This window comes from Micropruina sp. (assembly GCF_047607385.1).
In the GTDB taxonomy this organism is placed as follows: domain Bacteria; phylum Actinomycetota; class Actinomycetes; order Propionibacteriales; family Propionibacteriaceae; genus Micropruina.
In genome coordinates, this window is sequence record NZ_JASGDE010000172.1 from 1 (window position 1) to 21,382 (window position 21,382).

A 21,382-nucleotide genomic window follows, 5' to 3' on the forward strand; every position below is an offset into this window, starting at 1 on the left:
CTGAACGAACGCGCCGTGGGCCGGTGTTCCGCTGTTGCGGTCACCGGCCCACTGCCGTGTCCGCGCTTTCCGTCCGGCGCGGAAGTCTGGCAGGCTAGGCCGCGACGAACGTTGTCTCATAAGACTGGGGAGTAGGCAGGTGGCCAGCACGGACGGCTCGGCAAGCGCTACGGAGGTGGCTGCCCTCGGGCTGAGCGCCGGCCTGGCGGTGCAGGAAATCGGTTGGGACGACGACGTCGACGAAGCGCTGCGCGATGCGGTGATGGACGCCATCGACGGTGACCTGCTGTACGAGTCGAACGAGGCCGTCGACGTGGTGCTGCTGTGGTGGCGCGAGAGCGACGGCGACGTGGTGGACGGTCTGGTGGACGCCCTCACCGACCTGTCACCCACCGGCTACATCTGGCTGCTGACCCCCAAGGTGGGGCGTCCCGACTATGTCGATCCGACCGACATCGCCGAGGGTGCGCTGACCGCCGGGCTGGCGCTGGCGAATCCGGCGTCGGTCTCGCCCGGGTGGCAGGCGCAGAAGTTGGTCCGTCCGAAGGGAATCCGGCGCTAGCTGGCACAATGGACCGCCGGACGGCTGCGGGCGCATAGCTCAGTTGGTTAGAGCACCTCCCTTACAAGGAGGTGGCCGGGGGTTCGAGTCCCTCTGCGCCCACCAGAGCGTCGTTGTTCACACCAATGACCTCTTCGGACGAAGGAGTCGGGTTGCGTATCTTCGTGGCCGGTGGATCCGGTGTCCTGGGTCGCAATGCCATCCCGTTGCTGGCGGGCGCGGGACATCAGGTGGTCGCCACGACCCGCAGCGCCGGGAAGACCGGGTTGCTGGCCGAACTCGGCGCCAGCCCGGTCGTGCTCGACGCCCTCGACCGGGACGGCGTCCTGGACGCCGTGGAGTGCGCCCAACCAGACGCGATCCTGCACCTGCTCACCGATCTGGGCAGCGGAGACCGCGCCAGCACCACCCAGCTGCGGATCGTCGGAACCCGCCATCTGGTCGAAGCGGCACAGCGGTCCGGGGTGGAACGAATGGTCGCCGAGAGCATCTCCTGGGTGTGTCGGCCGGGTCGCGAACCCGCCGGGGAGAATGACCCGTTGGATCTGGAGGCGCCCGAGCCGCGGCGGGCAGTCGTCCGGTCGATTCAGTCATTGGAGGCCGCCGTACAGGAAATCCCCGCGGGAGTGGTGCTGCGCTTCGGCTATCTCTACGGCCCGGGCACCTGGTATTCACGGCAGGACCTGTTCGGCCGTCAGGCGCAGCAGGGTCAGCTGCCGGCGACCGAGACGGTGGCCTCGTTCATCCACGTCGGCGACGCCGCCCGCGCGGCAGTCGCGGCGCTGGACTGGGACGCCGGAATCTGGAATGTGGTCGACGACGACCCGGCAGCCGGGCACGACTGGGTACCGGCCTTCGCCGCGGCAGTCGGCGCGCCCTCCCCGGCCTCGGTCTCCTGCGGCGACATCGGCCGGCCGGTCTCCAATGCTCAAGCCCGACGCGCCGGTCTCCGGCTCGATCACCCCAGCTGGCGCACCGGGTTCCTCACCTTGTGAACCGTGCCCGCCGGCCCCTCGGCGGCAGCGGGATGACCGCATCACGTGCTTCGGGCAGGGTCGTGACGCCGTCGTCGGCGAGGAAGTGACCCGCGCCGGGCACGATGCGCGGCGCGACGCCGAGCAGGCCCGCCAGCCGGTCGGTGAGCGGGGGAGGGACGAAAGGGTCGTCGTCCGAGCGAATGACGGCCAGCCGGTCGATGCGCTCGGCAAGGCCGGTCAGGTCGCAGCCGTCGCCGATGTAGTCGTCCAGTTCGGGGAGCGCGGGCAACGGGGCGACGAATCCGGACACCAGCACGAGCGTGCCGAGCCGCCACGGCCCCGGCAGAGTGCGCAGGTAGCGCAGCACGGTCAGGCAGCCGAGGCTGTGCGCGACGATCGCCGTCCCCTCGTCGACTGCGCCGACAGCGGCGCGCACCGCGTCGTCCCACCGTTCGCGGTCAGGACTGAGCGGGTCCGGCAGCGGCGGGATGATGGTTGCGATGCCGGCGGCGTCCAACTGGTCGGCGAGCCAGCCGAACCAGTGGTCCCCGGGAGTCGCACCGTAGCCGTGGAAGATCAGCGCACGATGCGGCGTTGTGCCTAGTGTCTGGGCTGTTTGAGAGGTCATGCCGCAGGACGCTACGGCTTCACATCAGCGTGAAGGTCAAGTCGAGCAGGAAGGACGACGGTGCTCATCGGCGAACTCGCCAGGCTGACCGGGGTAAGCCCACGGGCGCTTCGGCACTACGAGGATCAAGGGCTGCTCGTCCCGGTTCGCACCACCGGCGGATATCGCGACTACTCCGACGACGACATCGTGCGCGTCGCCCAGATCCGGGCCATGATCGCCGCCGGCATGGGCACTTCCCTCATCCGGCGCTACCTCGACTGTGCCCGCAGCGGCGATCACGGGGTGTCCTTGGAGATGTGCCCGGACCTGCGCGCCGAACTGGACTCCCTGGCCCAACGCCTCAGCGCCCGGCGGGCAGAAATCCGGCAGAGGGAGCAGCAACTCCGCAGGCTGGCCCAGGTCAGGTGAGATGGCAGCAGCCTTCGTGAATCCGCGTAGTGCGCCGGACCCGGCTGCCGGCCGGCTGGTGCTGCTGCGCCACGGCGAGAGCAGCTACAACGCCGAAGGGCGGTTCACCGGGCTGCTGGACGTGCCGCTGACCGAGCGCGGGAGAGCGGAGGCCAGGCACGCCGCGCGGCTGCTGGCCGACGCCGACATCGTCCCGGACCTGATCTACACGTCCCGGCTCACCCGCACCCGCGACACCGCGCAACTGGTGCGGGACACGCTCGCCAGGCCCGGTATCCCGACCCGGGCGGTGTGGCAGCTCGACGAACGCAACTACGGCGCCCTGACCGGGCTCAGCAAGGCGGACGTGCTCGCCCGCTACGGGCCGGAGCTGTTCATCCGGTGGCGGCGCACCCTCACCGGGCAGCCGCCGCCGATGGACGAGGAGCTGATCCGGCAGCTGCGGGAACAGCCCGCCCTCGCCGGACTGCCGGCGCGGGCGGTGACCGCCACCGAATCCCTCGACGACGTGCGGGGTCGCGTCGGTGGACTCTGGCACGCCCAACTGGACGGCGAGTTGCGCCGGGGCGGGACGGTGCTCGTCATCGCGCACGGGAACTCGATCCGAGCGCTGTGCGTCGTGCTGGACCGGCTCACCGAGCCGGAGGTGATCGCCCTGAACATCCCCACCGGGCACCCCCTGGTCTACGACTTCGATCACCGGATGCACCCGGTGCCCCGCGGCGGCCGCTACCTCGACCCCGACGCGGCCCGGGCGGCCGCGAAGAAGGTAGCCGACGCCGGCGGCACGTGACCCCTCGCCGAAGCGCACCTGCTTACGGGGCAGTTCGCGCACACCGCCGCTCTAGGCTTGCGGGGGTGAGCCGCGAGACCGAAGAACGCAACCGGCGCCTGCTCCGCGCCCGGGACGCGATGGATCGTTGCTACCCGGCTCCGCTCGACGTGCCGGCGGTCGCCGCCGTCGCGCACGTATCCCCGGCCCATTTCAGCCGTACCTTCCGCCAGGCGTTCGGCGAGTCGCCGCACCGGTACCTGCAGCGGCGGCGGGTGGAGCGGTCCATGTTCCTGCTTCGAGAGACCCCGCGCACCATCGCCGAGATCTGCTTCGCCGTCGGGTTCGGCAGCGTCGGCACGTTCAGCCGCACCTTCAAGGGCGTCGTCGGACAGACCCCGAGCGCCTACCGCGCGGCCAACGGGCCGATCCGGACGCCGCACTGCGTCCAACTCGCCACCATGCGGCCGTCCGGACGCACGCCGGCGACGGAACTGAGCAGGTTTGGATAAGGCGCAGGGCGTGGCCGCCGCCTACGGTGGAGCAGTCCGGAGAATGGAGAACTGAACCGAGATGCTCACCGCGATCAACGTCGTGACCGTGTACGTCCTCGACAAGGAAGAGGCACTGGACTTCTACGTCGACAAACTCGGCCTGGAGAAGGGCAACGATGTCCAACAGGGCGACTACCGCTGGCTGACCGTCCGCGTCCCGGGCGGGGCGGGCCCCGAGATCATGCTCGAAACCCCCGGTGCGCCGGCCCACGACCCGGCCAGCACGGAACTGCTCCGCGAACTGATCGCCAAGGGTGCTCTCGGCAGCGGACTGGTGCTGCTCTGCGACGACGTCCGCGCCCTGTACGACGAACTGCGCGGACGCGGGTTCACCGACTTCACCCAGGAACCGACCGAGCACTTCTACGGCATCGACATGGGCGTCCGCGACCCGTCCGGCAACGCGATCCGGATCCAGCAGCACGGCAACTAGGGATCTGGGCACCCGGACGCGCGGACCGCGCCGGCCACGTCCGCTCCGGGGTATGGTTTTGATACTGACGACCGCAACGAACACGGAGGACGACCCGGTGTCCAAGGCCTACGACGTGATGGCTGCCACCTGTCCGAGCCGGACGGTGCTGAACCGGATCGGCGCGCGGTGGACGATCTTCGTGGTCACCGCGCTCGCGGACCGGCCGATGCGGTTCTCGCAGCTCAAGGCGCAGATCCAGGGCGTCACGCCGAAGGTGCTGACCGAGACCCTGCGCGCGCTGCAGACCGACGGGCTGGTCTCGCGCACCGACTGCGAGGAGAACCCGCCCCGGGTCGAGTACGCGCTGACTTCGCTGGGGCGCTCGCTGCTGGTGCCGCTGTGTGCTCTCCGAGACTGGGCCGAGACCTACGTGCCCGAGATTCAGGAGGCGCAGCGCCGCGCGGGCTGCGCCCTGGACTGACGCCCGGCGTCCCACTGCCGGTTCCTTTGAAGTAACCGGTATCAAAACAATACCGTGGGTGCTGCGGCAGGCCACCGGACCGCCCCGGATCATCACCCGACGACGGCGACCGGCCGCCACAGCGAGCCCGCAACCGCCGGGAGTGCTGTGCCGAATGCTCACAAAGCACCTAGATAGAGGTCGAAAGACAGTGCCAACAACGCTCTTCTCACCCGTTGTCATCCCCGCCCCGAACTCCGCCGGACTGACCCTGCGCAATCGGGCGTTCGTCGCGCCGATGTGCCAGTACAACGTCGCCGCGGAGGACGGGGTGCCGACCGAATGGCATCTGCAGCACCTGGGCGCGTTCGCCGCCGGCGGGTTCGGTCTGGTCGCGGTCGAGGCGACCGGCGTCGAGGCGCGCGGACGGATCTCGCCGCGGGATCTCGGCCTGTACACCGACGAGCAGCAGGCCGCGCACGCACGGATCGTGGCGTTCCTGCACTCCCAGGGTGCCGCCGCGGCCGTGCAGCTGAACCACGCCGGCGGCAAGGCGTCCACCTATCCGTGGCTTCCCGGACAGCCCGACGGCACCGTTCCGGTCGCGGAAGGCGGCTGGGCGACCGTCGGCATCACCGGTGAGCCGGTGCTCCCGGGACTGGACGCTCCCGAACGACTCGACCGGGCCGGCATCGACCAGGTGATCGCCGCGTTCGTCCAGGCCGCCCGGCGCGCGGACGCCGCCGGATACGACGCTGTCCAGCTCCACGCCGCCCACGGCTACCTGCTGCACCAGTCGTACTCGCCGCTGACCAACACCCGCGCCGACGGCTACGGCGGCGACGAACGGGGCCGCACCCGGCTGCTGCGCGAGGTCGTGGACGCCGTCCGGCAGGCCTGGCCGGCGAGCAAGCCGCTGGGCATCCGGCTGAGCGCCACCGACTGGACCGAGAACGGCTGGGACCTGGACGCGTCCATCCGGCTGGCCCGCACACTGGTCGCCGACCAGGGCGTGACCTGGATCGACGTCTCCTCCGGTGGGCTCGGCGGCGGCGCCGCCATCCCGGTCGGACCCGGCTACCAGGTTCCCTTGGCCGCCGGCATCGCCGCGGCACTGGCCGGCACCGGCGCGGTGATCAGCACGGTCGGCATGATCGAGGACCCCACCCAGGCCGAGACCATCCTGGTCACCGGCCAGGCCCACGCCGTGTCCATCGGTCGTGCCGCCCTGCGCAACCCGCACTGGGCCGCGACCGCCGCGGCGCGGCTCGGAGTCCCGGCTGCCGACATCCCCGTGGCGCCGCAGTTCTGGCGGGCGAACTGGCACACCCCGGTCTCCGCCCGTTCCTGATGACCTCGCCGAACTCGCCGGACGTCCAGCGGTGCAGGCCGTCCAACGGCCGCCCGCCGATCAGTTCTGCTCGGACCGTGTCGCTCGATCCGGGCAGAGACGCACGATGGAGGTGGCCAGGTCCACCTCGTAGCCGGCTCGGGTGCGACATCATGGCGATGTGATGCGCAGGACGGCTCAGGCCTTGGGATTCGCTTCGGTTCGGCTGCGCTCGCGTCCCATCGGTGGTCGGGCCATCGTCGTGCTCGGCGATCCTCAGTTCTCCTGCACGACAAGCGTCGTCCGGCTACCGCGAGGGCTCGGCCGTGCGGTGCATCGTGTCGCCAGCGGGATTCCCGGCATTGAGGAGCACTACCTGTATCCGGCGAGTGACCTTCATCTCACCGTCGCGAATCTGGACGCCTCGCCTCTCGGCGAGAAGGCGCTCGGCGACCGGGTCGCTCAGGCGGCCGCTGGTTTCCCGCCCTTTCAGGTGGAACTGCGCGGCGTCGCGATGACGGCACTATCGGTGTACGCCCAGGTCTGGGACTTCTCGGGCGAGTTGTGGCGGCTCCGCGCCGCAGTCGAGGACCGGGCATCAATACGGCTTCCTGCCGCACGGCGGCTGCTCGGGTTCGTCAACGTCGCCCGCTTTCTGCGGCCGTCGGTCGGTGTGGTGCGGACCGGGGTCAGGAATCTGGGACATACCAACTTCGGTCGGCTGACCGTCCGGGAGGTGGAGGTGGTGCGGACCGACAAGGTCCTCTCGGGCGAGGGGACCCGGCTGATCTCCCTCGCCCGCCTCGGGCCTGGTGCCGCCCCGGAGCAGTCGGGGTCGACCCCGCCCGAATGATCGAGCGGTCAGGGGGCGCACACCTTGCAATTAATGGTGTAAGAGACTAATATGGGGTATGCCCCGTTCGAGGGGCGCACGCCGCCGTGCAGGGCACGGCAGGTGCTCTGCACTCACACAGAAAGAAACACACAGACCGATGTCTGCTCAGCAGATCAACGCCCGCCCGTCCGATGTCGCAACCAAGGCGGAGGACTACGGCCTCGCCGACCTCCGCGCCGCCGTGCTCGCCGATCGTGGCACCACCGTGGCCGTCCGCGCCGCCGTGGGCATCCTGATCGCCGTGGCCGTGGCGATCTTCGCCGCCGGCTTCGCCACCCAGTCCGTGATCGCGATGATCGCCGGTGGGGTCAGTGTGATCGCCCTGGTCGGCCTGCAGCTCACGCTCGTGCGGGTGGCCGACAAGCCGGCCAGCCGGTGATCGCCGCGGCGCTTCGCTAGCCATCGGGCCACGCGGCGCCGCGCACTCCGCAAGACTCTTCACGAAGAAGGGCGACACCTGAGGGTGTCGCCCTTCTTCGCGTCCGCGTCCGCAATCGACCCGGCCGGGGACGTGGCGGCCGCGGCTGGGCACGATCCACGCATGATTGTCTGTACAAATGAATACTTGTGCTTTAGCCTGTCGCTACGACGAGCGACCGGGGGAGGCCGACGATGATCGCGGAGCCGGTGGGCGATCTGGACCGGGCCTTGCGGGCGTTGGCCGATCCGAACCGGCGGGCCATTCTGGCGGTGGTGCGCAACGGGCCGCGTCCGGTCGGGCAGATCGCCGACGAGGTCGGGCTGTCGCAGCAGACAGCGTCCCATCACCTCGGGGTGCTGCGGGCGGCCGGACTGACTCGGCGCACCAAGGACGGCACCCGGCACCTGTTCGCGGTGAACACCGACGGACTGGCGGCGGTCCGCTCGTATCTGGACGACTTCTGGCCGGCCAAGCTGGCCGCGCTGAAGTCCGTGATCGAGGCCCGCGAGGAGGCTAGCCGTGGCTGACTACACCACCTCGATCGAGATCGCCGCGCCGCCCGAGGTGGTCTTCGAGTACCTGACCACCGACGCCGGCATGACCGCCTGGATGGGGGAGCACGCCGCCCTCGATCCGCGGCCCGGCGGCGCCTTCGCCGTGGACATCGCCGGCTATCCGATCCGGGGACGCTACCTGGACGTCGAACCGCCCAGCCGCGTCCGGGTCTCCTGGGGCATCGTCGGCAGCCCAGGGCTGCCGGAGGGCGCCTCCACGGTCGAGTTCCGGCTCACCGCCGTCGCGCAGGGCACCCGGCTCGAACTGACCCATTCCGGCCTGCCGGACACCGAGGTCCCGGGTCATCGGGACGGCTGGCAGCACTTCGTGCCCCGGTTGGCGATCGCGGCGTCCGGCGGCGATCCCGGGCCCGACCACTGGCGTCCGCTCGCGGACGGAACCACCCGCAACCACCAGGAGCAACCATGACCACGCCCGCAGCCACCGTCGTCCGGCAGTACCACCAGGCCTGGACGACCGGCGATCTCGACCGCGCCATGGAGCTGGTCGCCGACGACATCACCTGCCGCGCGCCCGGGGTCGACCTGGCCGGCAAGGACGCCTACCGCAGCTACCTGGCCGGCTTCGCGCCGCTGCTCACCGGCATCGGCGAGATCGCCGAGTTCGCCGATCCGGAACGGGCCGGCACGGCGCGGGTGGCGTTGTTCTACTACCCGCAGACCGCGGTCACCGACACCGCGCCCGCCGCCGAGTGCTTCACCGTGCGCGACGGCCTGATCAGCGACAGCGTGCTGATCTTCGACCGGCTCGCCTTCGGCCCGCCGTCCGAAGGCTGAGCCGTGGCCGCGACAGCCGCGCAGTCCGAACTGATCGGGCGCCTCCGGCACCTGCTGGCGGCCGAGCCGTCCACCCGGGAGGTGCCGATGTTCGGCGGACGCTCCTTCATGGTCAACGACAAACTGGTGGTCAGTGCGCTGAAGAGCGGCGGCCTGCTGGTCCGCGTCCCCGCCGAGCACCACGACGAACTGCTCGGACGCCCCGGCGCCGCCCAGGCCGAGATGGGCGCCGGCCGGACGATGGGGCCCGGCTGGGTGGAGGTCACCCCGGACGCCGTCGGCACCGATCAGGGGCTGTCCGAGTGGCTCGCGGTCGCCCTTGATCACAATCGCGCGACCACCCGCGCGCAGCGGTAGGAGGTTGCGCCGCCGGGTCGACAGCCGTGCCAAGCTGGGCACGACGAGAGGGGATGGTCGATGACTGCCTGGGCGGAACTGCACCTGCATCTGGAAGGAACGCTGGAGCCGGAGTTGATCTTCGCGCTGGCCGAACGCAACGACGTCCGGCTGCCCTACGCCGATCTGGACGATCTGCGCTCGCGCTACGACTTCACCGACCTGCAGAGCTTCCTCGACCTGTACTACACCAACATGCAGGTGCTGAGGACCGAGCAGGACTTCGCCGACCTCACCGACGCCTACCTGGCCCGGGCGCAGCGCGCCGGCATCAAGCGGGCCGAGGTGTTCTTCGACCTGCAAGCCCACACCGCCCGCGGTGTCGCGCCCGAGGTGGCGCTGGGTGGCGTGCACCGGGCGCTGGACGCGGCGGAGGAGCGATACGGCATCAGCGCCGGGTTGATCCTGACCTTCCTGCGGCATCTGCCCGCGGAGGAGGCGACGACCGCTTACCAGCAGGTGGTCGACTCCGGCGTCCCGCTGCTGGGGGTGGGGCTGTGCTCCACCGAGCTCGGCTACCCGACCGAGCCCTTCGCCGAGGTGTTCGCGCGGGCCCGTGCGGACGGGCTGCGCACCGTGGCCCACGCCGGCGAAGAGGGTGACGCGAGCTACGTCCGGCTCGCCCTGGACGTGCTCGGGGTGGAGCGGGTCGACCACGGCGTCCGCGCGGTCGAGGACGACGAGCTGATCGAACGGCTGATCGCCGAGCGGATGCCGCTGACCATGTGCCCGCTGTCCAACGTCCGGCTCAAGGTGGTGCCCGACCTGGCCGCGCACCCGATCGTCGGCCTGTTGCGCCGCGGGGTGCGGGTGACGGTGAACTCCGACGACCCGGCCTACTTCGGCGGCTATCTGGACGACGTGGTCGCGGCCCTGCGCGAGGCGTTCGCGCTGTCCGAGGCCGAGATCGCCCAGCTGGCCCGCAACAGCATCGAGGCCAGCTTCGCCTCGGACGTCGAGAAGGCCCGGCTGCTGGGTGAGGGGCCGGGGCACTAGGGTTCGTCGGCATGGACGATCAGGACGCCCCCGACCGGATCAGCGTGGTCGGTGCCACCACCAACAACCTGTGCGAGGTCAGCCTGGAGGTCCCGAAGAAGGCGCTGACCGTCTTCACCGGTGTCTCCGGTTCCGGCAAATCGTCCCTGGTGCTCGACACCATCGCCGCCGGCGCGCAGCGGCTGGTCAACGACTCCTATCCGGCGTTCCTGCGGGCCCGGCTGCCGCAACTGCCGGCGCCCGACGTCCAGGCGATGGCGGGGTTGACCTTCACCGTGCTGATCGACCAGCGCCGGTTCACCCCGAACGCCCGCTCCACCGTCGCCACCGCCACCGACCTGGCGCCGCTGCTGCGGCTGGTCTTCTCCCGCGCCGGAGTGCCGTCCGCCGGCTACTCGGCGTCCTACTCGTTCAACGACCCTAAGGGCATGTGCCCGGCCTGCGAGGGCATCGGCACCGTGGTCGACATCGACGTGGACGAGTTGATCGATCTCGACAAGACCATCGACGAGGGGCCGGTCCGGTTCTCGAACTTCCGGCCCGGGGTGTACCGCTGGAAGCGGTTCGCCTACTGTGGCTTCTTCGATCGGTCGAAGAAGCTGCGGGACTACACCCCCGAAGAGATGGACCTGTTCCTCTACGCCGAGGGCGTCAAGCCGGTCCATCCCGACCCGCGCTTCCCGGCGTCCGGACGGTTCGACGGGGTGGTCACCCGGCTGCGCGACGTCTACGTGAAGAACCGGCCGGCGAACATCTCGAAGAAGGTGCGCGAGGAGCTCGACCGGATCACCACCCAGCGGCCCTGCCCGGACTGCCACGGCGCCCGGGTCAACACCGCGGCCCGGGCCAGCCTGATCGAGGGCCGCTCCATCGTGGACTGGCTGGCGCTCAGCGTCGGCGAACTCCACGACCTGCTGGAGAAGCTGACCATTCCCGAGGTGGCGCCCGCTCTGGACGGCATCCGCACCGTCCTGGACGCCCTGATCTCGGTCGGCCTGGGCTACCTGAGCCTCGACCGTGAGTCGTCCAGCCTGTCCGGCGGCGAGGCGCAGCGGGTCAAGATCGTCCGGCACCTGGGCGGCGCGCTCACCGACGTGACCTACGTCTTCGACGAGCCGTCCATCGGGCTGCACCCGGCGGACGTGCTGCGGCTGACCCGGTTGCTGCAGCGGCTCCGCGACGCCGGCAACACGGTGCTGGTGGTGGAGCATCACCCGCAGGTGATCCGGATCGCCGACCATGTCGTCGACCTCGGGCCGGGCGCCGGGCACGACGGCGGCCGCATCCTGTTCGAAGGGACGTCGCAGGCGCTGACCGGCAGCGACACGCCCACCGGACGGGTGCTGGCGCAACGCCTCGTGGTGAAGCGACAGCCGGCTCGGCCCCACTCCTGGGTGCCGGTCCGGAACGCGCGGGCCCGCAACCTGACCGGTTTCGACGTGGACATCCCGATCGGGGTGCTGACCGCCGTCACCGGGGTGGCCGGCTCCGGCAAGAGCTCGCTGGCCACGATCGAGCTGCCCCGGCAGCAACGCCGGTTCACCGTGGTCGGCCAGGACGCCCTGCGCGGCGGCGTCCGGTCCACCTCGCTGAGCATCCTGGGCGTCGCCGACAGCATCCGGAAGGCGTTCGGCGAGGCGTCCGGGCTGGAACCGGCCTGGTTCAGCTTCAACTCCAAGGGCGCCTGCCCGGTCTGCAACGGCAAGGGCTACATCACCACCGAACTCGCCTTCCTGGACGACGTGGCCACCCCGTGCGACGCCTGCGACGGCTCCCGGTTCAACCCCACCGCGCTGGGCGTCACGATCGACGGACGCAGTATCGCCGACGTGCTGGCGATGACCGCCGACGAGGTCGCCCAGCTGTTCGCCGGGCGTCCCGACATCGTCGCCGCGGTGGGCTGGATGGACCGGGTCGGGCTCGGCTACGCCGCCGTCGGGCAGTCGTTGGACACCTTGTCCGGTGGTGAGAAGCAGCGACTGCTGATCGCCCGGCATCTGGCCGGCGCGTCCGATCTCGGCTCGGAGTGGATCGTGCTGGACGAGCCCACCACCGGCCTGCACCCCAGCGACGTGGACCGGATCAACGACCTGTTCGACGACCTGTTGGAGCGCGGCACCACCCTGGTCGTGGTCGAGCACAACCTGCGGGTGATCGCCCGGGCCGACCACGTCATCGACATCGGTCCCGGTGCCGGCATCGACGGCGGACGCCTGGTGTTCGCCGGCCCGCCCGACGAGCTGGTCGACGACGAAACCTCGTTGACCGGACGTGCCCTGGCCCAGGCCGCCGCCGCGGGTTGAGCCTGTCGAAGCCTCGGCGAGCGAGCGGTGAGTGCCGGGACGGTACACTCGTCCCTCGTGGCTGCCGCTGATCTGCAATCCGATCTCAACGAACTCGACAAGACGCTGACGTCGATCGAGGCCGTGCTCGACCCCGAAGCCAAGAAACAGCAGATCGCCGAGCTGCAGGACCAGGCCTCCGCCCCCGATCTGTGGAACGACCAGGAGAACGCCCAGCGGGTCACCTCCAAGCTGTCGGCGCTGCAGGCCGAGGTGGATCGGCTGACCGGGCTGCGGCAGCGGATCGACGACGCCGCCGTGCTGATCGAGTTGGCTCAGGAGGAGTCGGACGCCGACACCATGGCCGAGGCCGCCCGCGAACTGAGCCGGCTGTCCACCGACATCCAGGCGCTCGAGGTGCGCACCCTGCTGAACGGTGACTACGACGAGCGGGACGCGGTGGTCACCATCCGGTCCGAGGCCGGGGGAGTGGACGCCGCCGACTTCGCCGAGATGCTGCTGCGGATGTACCTGCGCTGGGCCGAACGGCACGGCTACCCGGCCGAGGTGTACGACATCTCCTACGCCGAGGAGGCCGGCATCAAGTCGGCCACCTTCACCGTCCGGGCGTCCTTCGCCTACGGCACGCTGAGCGTGGAGCAGGGCACCCACCGGCTGGTCCGGATCAGCCCCTTCGACAACCAGGGCCGGCGGCAGACGTCCTTCGCCGGCGTCGAGGTGCTGCCGGTCACCGAAGAGGCCGACCACATCGACATCCCCGAGGCCGACGTCCGGGTGGACGTCTTCCGCAGCTCGGGTCCCGGCGGGCAGAGCGTCAACACCACTGACTCCGCCGTCCGGCTGACCCACCTGCCGACCGGCATCGTGGTCAGCTGCCAGAACGAGAAGAGCCAGCTGCAGAACAAGGTGGCCGCGATGAAGGTGCTGCAGTCGCGGCTGCTGGAGCGGGCCCGGCGCGACCGCGAGGCCGAGCTGAACGCGCTCAAGGGCGACGGCGGCAACTCCTGGGGTTCGCAGATGCGCTCCTACGTGCTGCACCCGTACCAGATGGTGAAGGACCTGCGCACCGAGTACGAGGTGGGCAGCCCGGACGCGGTCTTCGACGGCGACCTGGACGGCTTCATCGACGCCGGCATCCGCTGGCGCCGCCAGCAGGGCGACCGCTGACCTCTGGCCGGCACACTCGGCCCCCACTGAACCGCTCGCCTAACTATTTCGCGCTCGCTGAACTCAGCGAGCGCGAAATAGTTAGGCGAGCGGTTGGATCGGCCGGAGTCTGTTCCCCGGTGCCTTCTCGCCGGCCGGGCACGATCGAGCGGGCGTGGCGTGACGGACGCCGGCGCGCACCTCGCCTAGACTCCAACCTGGTCGGCTGAATTTCTCTCAGGAACTTCCCCAATCGTCGAGCCCGACCGGAGTAGCGCCGTGATCACGTTCGAGGACGTCACCAAAATCTACGAGGGCCAGCGCCGCGCCGCGCTGTCCGGGATCAACGTCACCATCGACAAGGGCGAGTTCGTCTTCCTGGTCGGCAGTTCCGGCTCCGGCAAGTCGACCTTCATCCGGCTGGTGCTGCGCGAGTACCGGGCCACCAAGGGCCGCATCTTCGTCGCCGGCAAGGACCTCGGCAAGCTGCACAGCTGGAAGGTGCCCGGGCTGCGTCGGCAGCTCGGCGTGGTGTTCCAGGACTTCCGGCTGCTGCCCGGCAAGACCGTCACCGAGAACGTCGCCTTCGCCCTGCAGGTGATCGGCAAGCCGACCTCCGCGATCAAGAAGGTGGTGCCGGAGACCCTCGAGCTGGTCGGCCTGGACGGCAAGGGCAACCGGTTGCCGGAGGAGCTGTCCGGCGGTGAGCAGCAGCGGGTGGCGATCGCCCGCGCGTTCGTGAACCGGCCGGCCATCCTGCTCGCCGACGAGCCGACCGGCAACCTCGACCCGACCACGAGCATCGGCATCATGAAGCTGCTGGACCAGATCAACCGCACCGGCACCACCGTGGTGATGGCCACCCACGACTCGGCGATCGTCGACCAGATGCGCAAACGGGTGATCGAGCTGGTGGACGGCGAACTCGTCCGCGACCAGGACAAGGGCGTCTACGGGTACTAGATGAGCACCGCGATGATCCTGCCCCGCCCGTCCCGAATCCTCGAAGGAGCCCGCCATGCGGCACACCCTGCGTGAGGCCTGGTCCGGCCTGCGCCGAAACCTGACCATGACCCTCGCGGTGATCGTCACCATGTGGGTCTCGCTCACCCTGTTCGGCGGCGGACTGCTGGGCGCCCAACAGGTCGAACTGGCCAAGGGCCGCTGGTACGACAAGATCGAGATCAGCGTCTTCCTGTGCGTCAAGGAGTCCACCGGCCGCAACTGCGAACCCGGTCAGGACCCGACGGACGCCCAGAAGCAGACCATCCGCACCGCGCTGGAGACCAACCCCGAAGTGGCGACGGTCTACTACGAGAGCAAGGCGGAGACCTGGGAGGACTTCCAGCGGGTCTACAAGGATTCCCCGGTGTTGGCCGACATGACGCTCGAGATGATGCAGGACTCGTTCCGGGTGAAGCTGAAGAACCCGGAGCAGTACGAGGGGGTGGTCTCGGCGGTGGCCGGGCTGCCCGGCGTCCAGGCCGTCCAAGACCTGCGGCAGTACCTCAACCCGCTGTTCGAGTGGCTCAACGTGGCCAAGTGGACGACGATCGGGCTGAGTCTGCTGCTCTTGCTGGCCGCCTCGCTGCAGATCGCCACCACCATCAAGATGGCGGCCTTCTCCCGGCGTCGCGAGCTCGGGATCATGCGGCTGGTGGGCGCGTCCAACTGGTACATCATGCTGCCGTTCCTGCTGGAATCTCTCGTTGCAGCGCTGTTCGGCGCGATTCTTGCCTGCGGATCGCTCGCTGCGGTGCAGCAATTCCTGATCATCGACAAGGCTCAACCCTCACTCAAGAGTGTCGAGTGGATTGGTTGGCCTCACGTTGGTTTAGCGATGCTAGGGGTCGTTGCCGTTGGTGTCGTCCTCTCAGTCGTCCCGACGGTGATAGCCACTCGAAAGTATTTGAGGGTCTGAGCACCGCGAGGCCCTCGTCCGACCGATTGGGGCCTCATCGTGAACCAGGTGTCTTCCCCCACCTGCCGAACCACGAAGGACACGCCGCTCACCATCTCGCGGCGACTGCTGCGTCCGCTGATCGCCATGCTGGCGATCGGGCTGACCTTCAGCCTCGGCACAGCCGCGGGCGCTGAGGATCTGAAGGACAAGCGCAACGACGTCCGCAAGGCGATCGTCTCGTCCCGCGCGGACGTGAGCGAGTCCAAGGCCGAGGTCTCCAAGGCGCTGCAGAACCTGGCCAAGGCGCAGTCGGCGCTGGCCAAGGCGCAGCGCAACCAGGCCGCCGCCAACGATGCGGTGGCGGACGCCAAAGCTGTCGACGCCGCCATCGGACGCCGGCTGACGCAGGCCCGGGCCAAGCTGGAAGCGGCCAAGAAGGCCGTGATCGCGGCCAAGGCCGAGGTGGACGCCCAGTTGCGGCTGATGGGCCAGGCGGCCCGCGAGGCGTACCAGCAGCAGACCGATCTGGTCGGTCTCACCGTGGTCTTCGATTCCGCCGACACCGGGGACCTCTCCCAGCGGCTGCAGTGGTCGACGACGATCTTCGACGCGACCAGCGCCCAGATGACCCGGCTGCGGCAGTTGCAGGCCAAGTTGGAGGCGGCACAGAAGGCCCAGGCCGCGATCGAGAAGGAGATCGCCGCCGACAAGGCTGAGGCGGAGGCCAATCTGGCCCGCTTGAAGGTGCTGCAGGCCAAGGCGGCCGCAGCCAGGAATGTGGTGGCCGGTCAGGTCGCCAAACTGGCGAAGGCGCGGAAGGCGGCGCAGGCCGACCTGAACGCCGAGCAGGCCAAGTACCGCCGGTTGCAGGCCCAGGACGCCTCGATCAGCGCCGAGATCCGGCGTCGCGCCGAGATCGCCCGCAAGAAGGCCGCGGCGGCCGAGGCGAAGCGGCGGGCGGCCGCGAAGAAGGCCGGAAAGAAGTACGTGCCGAGCAAGCCGAGCGGGCAGTCGTCCCGCGGCTTCATCCGCCCGGTGAACGCCCCCGCCGGCTCACCGTTCGGGCTGCGCTACCACCCGATCCTGCACATCTGGCGGATGCACCGCGGCACCGACTTCGGCGCCTCCTGCGGCACCCCGATCTACGCCGTCGCGAACGGACGGGTGGCCAGCGCCCGCCGGCAGGGCGGCTTCGGCAACTACGTGGTGATCGACCACGGCATCGTCCGCGGCCGCTACGTCTCGACCGGCTACGCGCATCAGTCTCGGATGGCGGTGCACGCCGGCCAGCGGGTCCGGCAGGGCCAGGTGATCGGCTACGTCGGCACCACCGGCTTGTCCACCGGTTGCCACCTGCACTTCCAGGTCTACGTGAACGGCGGCGTGGTCAACCCGATGAACTGGCTGTGAGGGCGCCGGCTGCCGGCTTGGTAGTCTGAGCGCTTTCACCAACCGGACGGGGAGTGTGCGGCGATGCCACGAGAGAAGGGGCGGATCATGGTCGCCCAGAATCGCAAGGCGCGCCATGACTACGAGATCGGCGAGAAATTCGAGGCCGGCATGGTGCTCACCGGCACCGAGGTGAAGTCGCTGCGGCAGGGCCGGGCCTCGTTGGCCGACGCCTTCGCCACGGTGGACGACGGCGAGGTGTGGCTGCGCAACGCGCACATCCCCGAGTACGCCTTCGGCACCTGGACCAACCACGCCGCCCGGCGCAACCGGAAGCTGCTGCTGCACCGCCGCGAGATCGAGAAGCTGGAGCGCGCCACCACGGCGTCCGGACGGACCATCGTGCCGCTGGCGCTCTATTTCCAGGACGGTTACGCCAAGGTCGAACTGGCCGTCGGCACCGGCAAGAAGGCCTGGGACAAGCGCCAGACCATCGCCGAGCGTGACGCCAACCGGGAGGCCGCCCGCGAGCTGGCCGCCCGGAACCGCCGGTAGGTACTTCCCGGCTCGCCCCCTGCCTCTCGCCTCACCTCGTAAACCGGAGCTACCAGGTGACCCGCAACTGGTCCCGGAACGACTGGACCAGGGCCGTGTCGCCGGAGACCGTCCAGTCGCCGCCTCGATTCCACAGCGCGGCGTAGATTCCTCGGGCGGTTCCGGTGATCCGGGCCGTCGCGGTGTCGGACGCGCCGACCCGGGCCGTGCAGGCGTCCGGGCCGAGGGTCACCGTCCAGGCTCCGATCCCGTCGGCGGTGGTCACCGCAATGTCGCAGGGCTGCGCCGCGCGCGGACTGTACTTGTCCCGGGGCGCGAAACCGAGCAGCAGCTCATCGATGCCGTCGCGGGCCAGTGCGGGGGAGACCCACAACTCGGACGCCCGCGGCGCCCGGCCCAGCTTGGCCGCCATGGCGTCGATGGCGTGGACGGTGGTCTCGTGGCACTGCCGCCGGGTCCAGGCCTGCCGCGGCGGGGGAGCGTCGGGCAGGAAGAACGGCACATCGAGGTCGGCCGGCGCCGACGCCAGCGCGTTCAGCAGGTCGACGAGCCCGTCGTCCAGCCATTCCAGCAGGTCGACGGCAGAGGCGGCCTCGGCCGCCACGTCGGCGTCCGGACGCGCCGGCTCGCCGCGCACGGTGGCGGTCGCCCAGCGGTGCACCAGTCCCTGGTGGGTGACCAGGTCGCGAACCGTCCAGCCGGGGCAGGTCGGCACCGGGGCGTCCAGTCCCGCTGCCGCCGCGTTGTTGCGCAGCACGGCCGCGGCGTCCCCGATTCCCTCGCCGAGCTCGGCGAAATCCAGCGTGTTGGGCATGGGCTCACCGTAGGGCCTTCGGGTCGTTCCGGGCCAAGAGGTTCGGCGGAACGGGCGGGTTCCGGCACGGCAGTCGGTGCCGGAACCCGCCCGTTGTCGGCCGCTGCGATTATCCGCGCCGGGCCACCCCTGACTGCCGGCTCCGGGGACGGGCAGGGCCGCGCCCGATACTCTCTCCGCCCCCCGCGACGAATCCTTGACGACATGACCCACGACTTCTTCGCTCCCGTCGACAGTGTTTCCAAACAGGACCGAGACGGCGCCGAACGGCGCCTGCGGGAGGCCTTCGGGCAAGGCCGGATGACCTCCGCGGAGTTCGAGGCCCGGATGTCCCGGGTGATCATGGCCGACCGGCTGGACCAACTGGCCGCCGCCGTGGACGGCCCGTTGCCGATCGAGCCGCTGAGCTACGGTCACCGTGGCTACGAGCCGGGCGGTGCGGTCACCGGGGAGGTGGTGCCGGTGCGGACCGGCCCTGACCGGAGCACCACGACCGCGGTGCTGGCGCATCTGTCGCCGTTCCTGCTCTGGCTGTTCGGACCGCTGATCATCTGGGCGATCAGCCCGGTCGGCTCCTACGCCAAGCGGGAGGCGGCGAAGGCGTTCAACTGGCAGTTGGTGGCTTCCGCGCTGGGTCTGGCGGCCAGCATGGTGGGCTGGCTGCTGCCCGGCGACGGCAATCCGGTGGCCCGGATCTGGACGGTGATCTGGGTCGTGTTCACCGTGCTGGGCGCGATCGGCGCCGGACGTGGCAAGGACTGGCGCAACCCGGTCCGCGCCCTGGTGCCGTGGGAAGTTTTGTCCGAGCGCAAACGTTGATAGACTGACACGCTCGTCGGCGTCCAGCGGTCGCAGGCGGACAACTCAATAGGGGGTGACTGGTTTCGACTCGGGACGGTAGTCCCAGGAGAAGCGGGCCGAGGATCCAAGGACATCTCGTTAACGATCCTTGGAAAACCAATAACTGCCGACAACACTCGCGCAGACTTCGCTCTCGCTGCCTGAGCAGTGACCGAAGGGTCAGCCCGGACGTAGCCTTCCGTCCGGTTACTGGCCTCGTTTAGAAGGCTTGCTGAGCCGCCTGGGTTCCAGGGGCGGCTCGGGACTTTACTGGAACTGGGCTTGGCTACCACGTGTTGACGCGAGGGTAGGAGCCGAGAAAACCGCCTAGTCAACTGCGCCCGGAGAAGTCCTGGTTCACCTTCTGAGGACGGGGGTTCAACTCCCCCCACCTCCACTTAGGTGTCCCTATCAGAACCTCGTGCAGCTACCTGCTGCGCGAGGTTCTGGCGTTCTGTGGCGTCGTCGTCCGGGTTGCCGGCTGAGAGCGTCCTGTTGGCGGCGCAGGTGTGCGAGAGCAACCGCCTCGATGCGCTCACGTTGAGCGACGGTCAGCGCGATGTTGCGGTGGCAGTCTGCGACACGCTGCTCGACCCGGAGCCCTACCGCGTCCTGACCAGCCGTGCCGCGTGTTCCAGCTGAGGTTGCGAACCGCGGAGCCGATCGCGGTAGCCGCCGGCGCCGGGAGTCGAGGTCGTCCTGATCACCCGGGAGATCGCGATCAGCGCGGTCGTCAACGCCACGCCGGCCCGAACCTGGGCCTCTGACCATCGATCGGCCGGGTTGCTCTCGAGATAGCGCCGGATCAGCGTCTCCGTCGGTGCCGATGACCACATGCCGAAGCTGGCCAGATCGGCGCCCACCGGCGCGTAGCCCAGTTGGTCCCAGTCGATGGCCGTCACGGTGGCGCCATCGTGGCGAAGCAGGTTCCGGGGCAGCGCATCGCCGTGCGAGAGCACCTGGGGAAGCCGATCGAGCAGCTCCAGGGCTTCATCGCGCGAGGTCCACAACTCCTCCATCAGCCGCCACAGGCCGGGCTCGAACGTCCCCGCATCGACGGCGTCGAGCCCGATGTCGGCCGCGATCGCGACACGATCACGGAGCCTGCCGACGGTGAACCATCCCGGATCGGTGAGCTTGATCGAGGCGAACCGTCCCAGAGCCGAGGCGGCCACCTCAGCCGGAATCGCTGTGCTGACTACCTCCCTCGACCACAGCGTGGCGCCGTCCGCGTCCTCCTCAACCCGACAAGCCGGCATGATCAGGCCCTCGAAGTGGGCGGCAATGCCCGACTCGGCGACCGCGATCTCACGCCGCCACCAGGTGAACGAGCGGCAATCGTCCGTGGACGTCCGACGAAGTCGCTTCACGATCCACCGGCCGTCGCTGCGGGCGGTCCGCCAGACGCCGACGGTCGCGCCGCCCTCGGCCCCGCCCACTGGCGTCCAACTCGGGTCGGGTGCCCATCCGCTGGTCACAGGGGCAGACGATAGCCGGACGCCCGAGGGCGTGCTCGGCGACCGCTGGTTCCCATCCACCGCATCGGACCTCGATCGCGGTGGCATGCTGTCTTCATGACGGTCGAAGCGACTCCCGGTGTGCTCCTGGTGGCCAGCACCGAGCTCAGCGACGGCGTCTTCGACCAGAGCGTGGTGTTGGTCCTGGACGCCGACGAGTCGGGTTCGCTGGGCGTCATGTTGAACCGCGAGGCCACCATCGACCTGCGCAGCGCGTTGCCGGCCTGGGCGCCGCTGGTCAGCGAACCGCAGGTGCTCTTCGAGGGCGGCCCGGTGTCGCAGGAGGGCGCCATCTGCCTGGCCTCGCCGCAGCGTCCGGACGAGGAACCGCCGGGCTGGCGGTCGCTGTTCGACGCCGTCGGCCTGCTGCATCTGGACACCCCGGTGGAGATCGCCGACGGCGCCTACCGCGACCTGCGGATCTTCGCGGGCTATGCCGGCTGGGCTCCCGGCCAGCTGGAACACGAACTGGAGCAGGGCTGGTGGCACGTGGTGCGGGCCACCTACGCCGACGTCTACGACCGGGATCCCGACACGCTGTGGCGGCGGGTGCTGCGCCGTCAGGGCGGCGACCTGGCTCTGCTGGCCAGCTGGACCTCCACCCCGGAACGCAACTGATCCCGCTCCGCGCCCACCGGGCGGCGGGAATGGCGTACCCTCGCCAACGGCGTCCGGAAATCCGACACGGTGTCGGATCCTGCCGGGTCGCGCCGCGAGGCTCTGGCACCGGCCCACTACACTGCAAG

26 protein-coding genes, 1 tRNA gene and 1 other RNA gene are annotated in these 21,382 nt (G+C 69.8%); 25 read left to right on the top strand and 3 right to left on the bottom strand.

Annotated features, from left to right (window positions below):
* Positions 1–139 precede the first annotated feature (139 nt).
* From QM582_RS15025 to QM582_RS15035, 3 genes are all read left to right on the top strand, one after another.
* Positions 140–562: a DUF3052 domain-containing protein gene (locus QM582_RS15025; protein WP_415085722.1), complete on the top strand. Its 423-nt coding sequence runs from the start codon at positions 140–142 to the stop codon at positions 560–562.
* Positions 563–590: 28 nt separating this feature from the next.
* A tRNA-Val gene (locus QM582_RS15030) sits at positions 591–667 on the top strand.
* 47 nt (positions 668–714) lie between these two features.
* Positions 715–1,557 (top strand): NAD-dependent epimerase/dehydratase family protein, encoded by an 843-nt coding sequence (locus QM582_RS15035; RefSeq protein ID WP_415085724.1) that lies wholly within the window; start codon positions 715–717, stop codon positions 1,555–1,557.
* Here QM582_RS15035 and QM582_RS15040 read toward each other — a convergent pair.
* Complete coding sequence (locus QM582_RS15040) at positions 1,547–2,167, bottom strand: RBBP9/YdeN family alpha/beta hydrolase (protein WP_415085726.1); 621 nt, start codon at positions 2,165–2,167, stop codon at positions 1,547–1,549. The two genes, QM582_RS15035 and QM582_RS15040, sit on opposite strands and share 11 nt — an antisense overlap.
* A 60-nt stretch (positions 2,168–2,227) precedes the next feature.
* Here QM582_RS15040 and QM582_RS15045 point away from each other — a divergent pair, with 60 nt between their 5' ends.
* From QM582_RS15045 to smpB, 19 genes are all read left to right on the top strand, one after another.
* Complete coding sequence (locus QM582_RS15045) at positions 2,228–2,578, top strand: MerR family transcriptional regulator (protein WP_415085727.1); 351 nt, start codon at positions 2,228–2,230, stop codon at positions 2,576–2,578.
* Between the two features lies 1 nt (position 2,579).
* Positions 2,580–3,371, top strand: a complete 792-nt coding sequence (locus QM582_RS15050; RefSeq protein ID WP_415085728.1) for a 2,3-bisphosphoglycerate-dependent phosphoglycerate mutase — start codon at positions 2,580–2,582, stop codon at positions 3,369–3,371.
* A 65-nt stretch (positions 3,372–3,436) separates the two neighbouring features.
* On the top strand, positions 3,437–3,862 hold the full coding sequence (locus QM582_RS15055; protein WP_415085730.1) for a helix-turn-helix domain-containing protein: 426 nt from the start codon (positions 3,437–3,439) through the stop codon (positions 3,860–3,862).
* A 61-nt stretch (positions 3,863–3,923) separates the two neighbouring features.
* On the top strand, positions 3,924–4,337 hold the full coding sequence (locus QM582_RS15060; protein ID WP_415085732.1) for a VOC family protein: 414 nt from the start codon (positions 3,924–3,926) through the stop codon (positions 4,335–4,337).
* Positions 4,338–4,434: 97 nt separating this feature from the next.
* Positions 4,435–4,800, top strand: coding sequence for a winged helix-turn-helix transcriptional regulator (locus QM582_RS15065; protein WP_415085733.1), 366 nt, complete (start codon positions 4,435–4,437; stop codon positions 4,798–4,800).
* A gap of 190 nt (positions 4,801–4,990) precedes the next feature.
* Positions 4,991–6,130: an NADH:flavin oxidoreductase/NADH oxidase gene (locus QM582_RS15070; RefSeq protein WP_415085735.1), complete on the top strand. Its 1,140-nt coding sequence runs from the start codon at positions 4,991–4,993 to the stop codon at positions 6,128–6,130.
* A gap of 160 nt (positions 6,131–6,290) precedes the next feature.
* Entirely contained in the window at positions 6,291–6,962 is a 672-nt protein-coding gene (locus QM582_RS15075) for a 2'-5' RNA ligase family protein (RefSeq protein ID WP_415085736.1), read from the top strand.
* Positions 6,963–7,101: 139 nt separating this feature from the next.
* Positions 7,102–7,383, top strand: a complete 282-nt coding sequence (locus QM582_RS15080; protein ID WP_415085737.1) for a hypothetical protein — start codon at positions 7,102–7,104, stop codon at positions 7,381–7,383.
* A 233-nt stretch (positions 7,384–7,616) separates the two neighbouring features.
* Complete coding sequence (locus tag QM582_RS15085; protein WP_415085738.1) at positions 7,617–7,952, top strand: ArsR/SmtB family transcription factor; 336 nt, start codon at positions 7,617–7,619, stop codon at positions 7,950–7,952.
* Positions 7,945–8,409 (top strand): SRPBCC family protein, encoded by a 465-nt coding sequence (locus QM582_RS15090; protein WP_415085740.1) that lies wholly within the window; start codon positions 7,945–7,947, stop codon positions 8,407–8,409. Before QM582_RS15085 ends, QM582_RS15090 begins: the two co-directional genes overlap by 8 nt.
* A complete protein-coding gene (locus QM582_RS15095) occupies positions 8,406–8,777 on the top strand; it encodes a nuclear transport factor 2 family protein (protein ID WP_415085742.1) in 372 nt (123 codons plus the stop codon). Before QM582_RS15090 ends, QM582_RS15095 begins: the two co-directional genes overlap by 4 nt.
* 3 nt (positions 8,778–8,780) lie before the next feature.
* A complete protein-coding gene (locus QM582_RS15100) occupies positions 8,781–9,134 on the top strand; it encodes a TfoX/Sxy family protein (RefSeq protein WP_415085744.1) in 354 nt (117 codons plus the stop codon).
* Positions 9,135–9,194: 60 nt separating this feature from the next.
* On the top strand, positions 9,195–10,169 hold the full coding sequence (locus QM582_RS15105) for an adenosine deaminase (protein WP_415085746.1): 975 nt from the start codon (positions 9,195–9,197) through the stop codon (positions 10,167–10,169).
* Positions 10,170–10,180: 11 nt separating this feature from the next.
* Positions 10,181–12,472 carry an excinuclease ABC subunit UvrA gene (locus QM582_RS15110; RefSeq protein ID WP_415085747.1) on the top strand — a complete coding sequence of 764 codons (2,292 nt, stop codon included), beginning with the start codon at positions 10,181–10,183 and terminating at the stop codon, positions 12,470–12,472.
* Positions 12,473–12,529: 57 nt separating this feature from the next.
* Complete coding sequence (prfB, locus tag QM582_RS15115) at positions 12,530–13,639, top strand: peptide chain release factor 2 (RefSeq protein WP_415085749.1); 1,110 nt, start codon at positions 12,530–12,532, stop codon at positions 13,637–13,639.
* 258 nt (positions 13,640–13,897) lie between these two features.
* Positions 13,898–14,581 carry a cell division ATP-binding protein FtsE gene (gene ftsE, locus QM582_RS15120; RefSeq protein ID WP_415085751.1) on the top strand — a complete coding sequence of 228 codons (684 nt, stop codon included), beginning with the start codon at positions 13,898–13,900 and terminating at the stop codon, positions 14,579–14,581.
* A gap of 55 nt (positions 14,582–14,636) precedes the next feature.
* Positions 14,637–15,539 carry a permease-like cell division protein FtsX gene (gene ftsX / locus QM582_RS15125; protein ID WP_415085752.1) on the top strand — a complete coding sequence of 301 codons (903 nt, stop codon included), beginning with the start codon at positions 14,637–14,639 and terminating at the stop codon, positions 15,537–15,539.
* 48 nt (positions 15,540–15,587) lie between these two features.
* The gene (locus QM582_RS15130; protein ID WP_415085754.1) at positions 15,588–16,931 is read left to right on the top strand and encodes a peptidoglycan DD-metalloendopeptidase family protein; all 1,344 of its coding nucleotides are present in this window, start codon (positions 15,588–15,590) and stop codon (positions 16,929–16,931) included.
* Positions 16,932–16,994: 63 nt separating this feature from the next.
* Entirely contained in the window at positions 16,995–17,465 is a 471-nt protein-coding gene (gene smpB / locus QM582_RS15135) for an SsrA-binding protein SmpB (RefSeq protein ID WP_415085756.1), read from the top strand.
* A gap of 49 nt (positions 17,466–17,514) precedes the next feature.
* Here the strand turns inward: smpB and QM582_RS15140 are convergent, their stop codons facing one another.
* A complete protein-coding gene (locus QM582_RS15140) occupies positions 17,515–18,279 on the bottom strand; it encodes a maleylpyruvate isomerase family mycothiol-dependent enzyme (RefSeq protein ID WP_415085758.1) in 765 nt (254 codons plus the stop codon).
* A gap of 204 nt (positions 18,280–18,483) precedes the next feature.
* Here QM582_RS15140 and QM582_RS15145 point away from each other — a divergent pair, with 204 nt between their 5' ends.
* Both QM582_RS15145 and ssrA read left to right on the top strand, forming a co-directional pair.
* On the top strand, positions 18,484–19,098 hold the full coding sequence (locus QM582_RS15145; protein ID WP_415085759.1) for a DUF1707 and DUF4870 domain-containing protein: 615 nt from the start codon (positions 18,484–18,486) through the stop codon (positions 19,096–19,098).
* 51 nt (positions 19,099–19,149) lie between these two features.
* Positions 19,150–19,519: a transfer-messenger RNA gene (ssrA, locus tag QM582_RS15150) on the top strand.
* A 202-nt stretch (positions 19,520–19,721) separates the two neighbouring features.
* Here ssrA and QM582_RS15155 read toward each other — a convergent pair.
* Positions 19,722–20,597, bottom strand: coding sequence for an aminoglycoside phosphotransferase family protein (locus QM582_RS15155; protein WP_415085760.1), 876 nt, complete (start codon positions 20,595–20,597; stop codon positions 19,722–19,724).
* A gap of 96 nt (positions 20,598–20,693) precedes the next feature.
* On the opposite strand from QM582_RS15155, the gene QM582_RS15160 reads away from it, so the two are divergent.
* Positions 20,694–21,254, top strand: coding sequence for a YqgE/AlgH family protein (locus QM582_RS15160; RefSeq protein WP_415085762.1), 561 nt, complete (start codon positions 20,694–20,696; stop codon positions 21,252–21,254).
* Positions 21,255–21,382 lie beyond the last annotated feature (128 nt).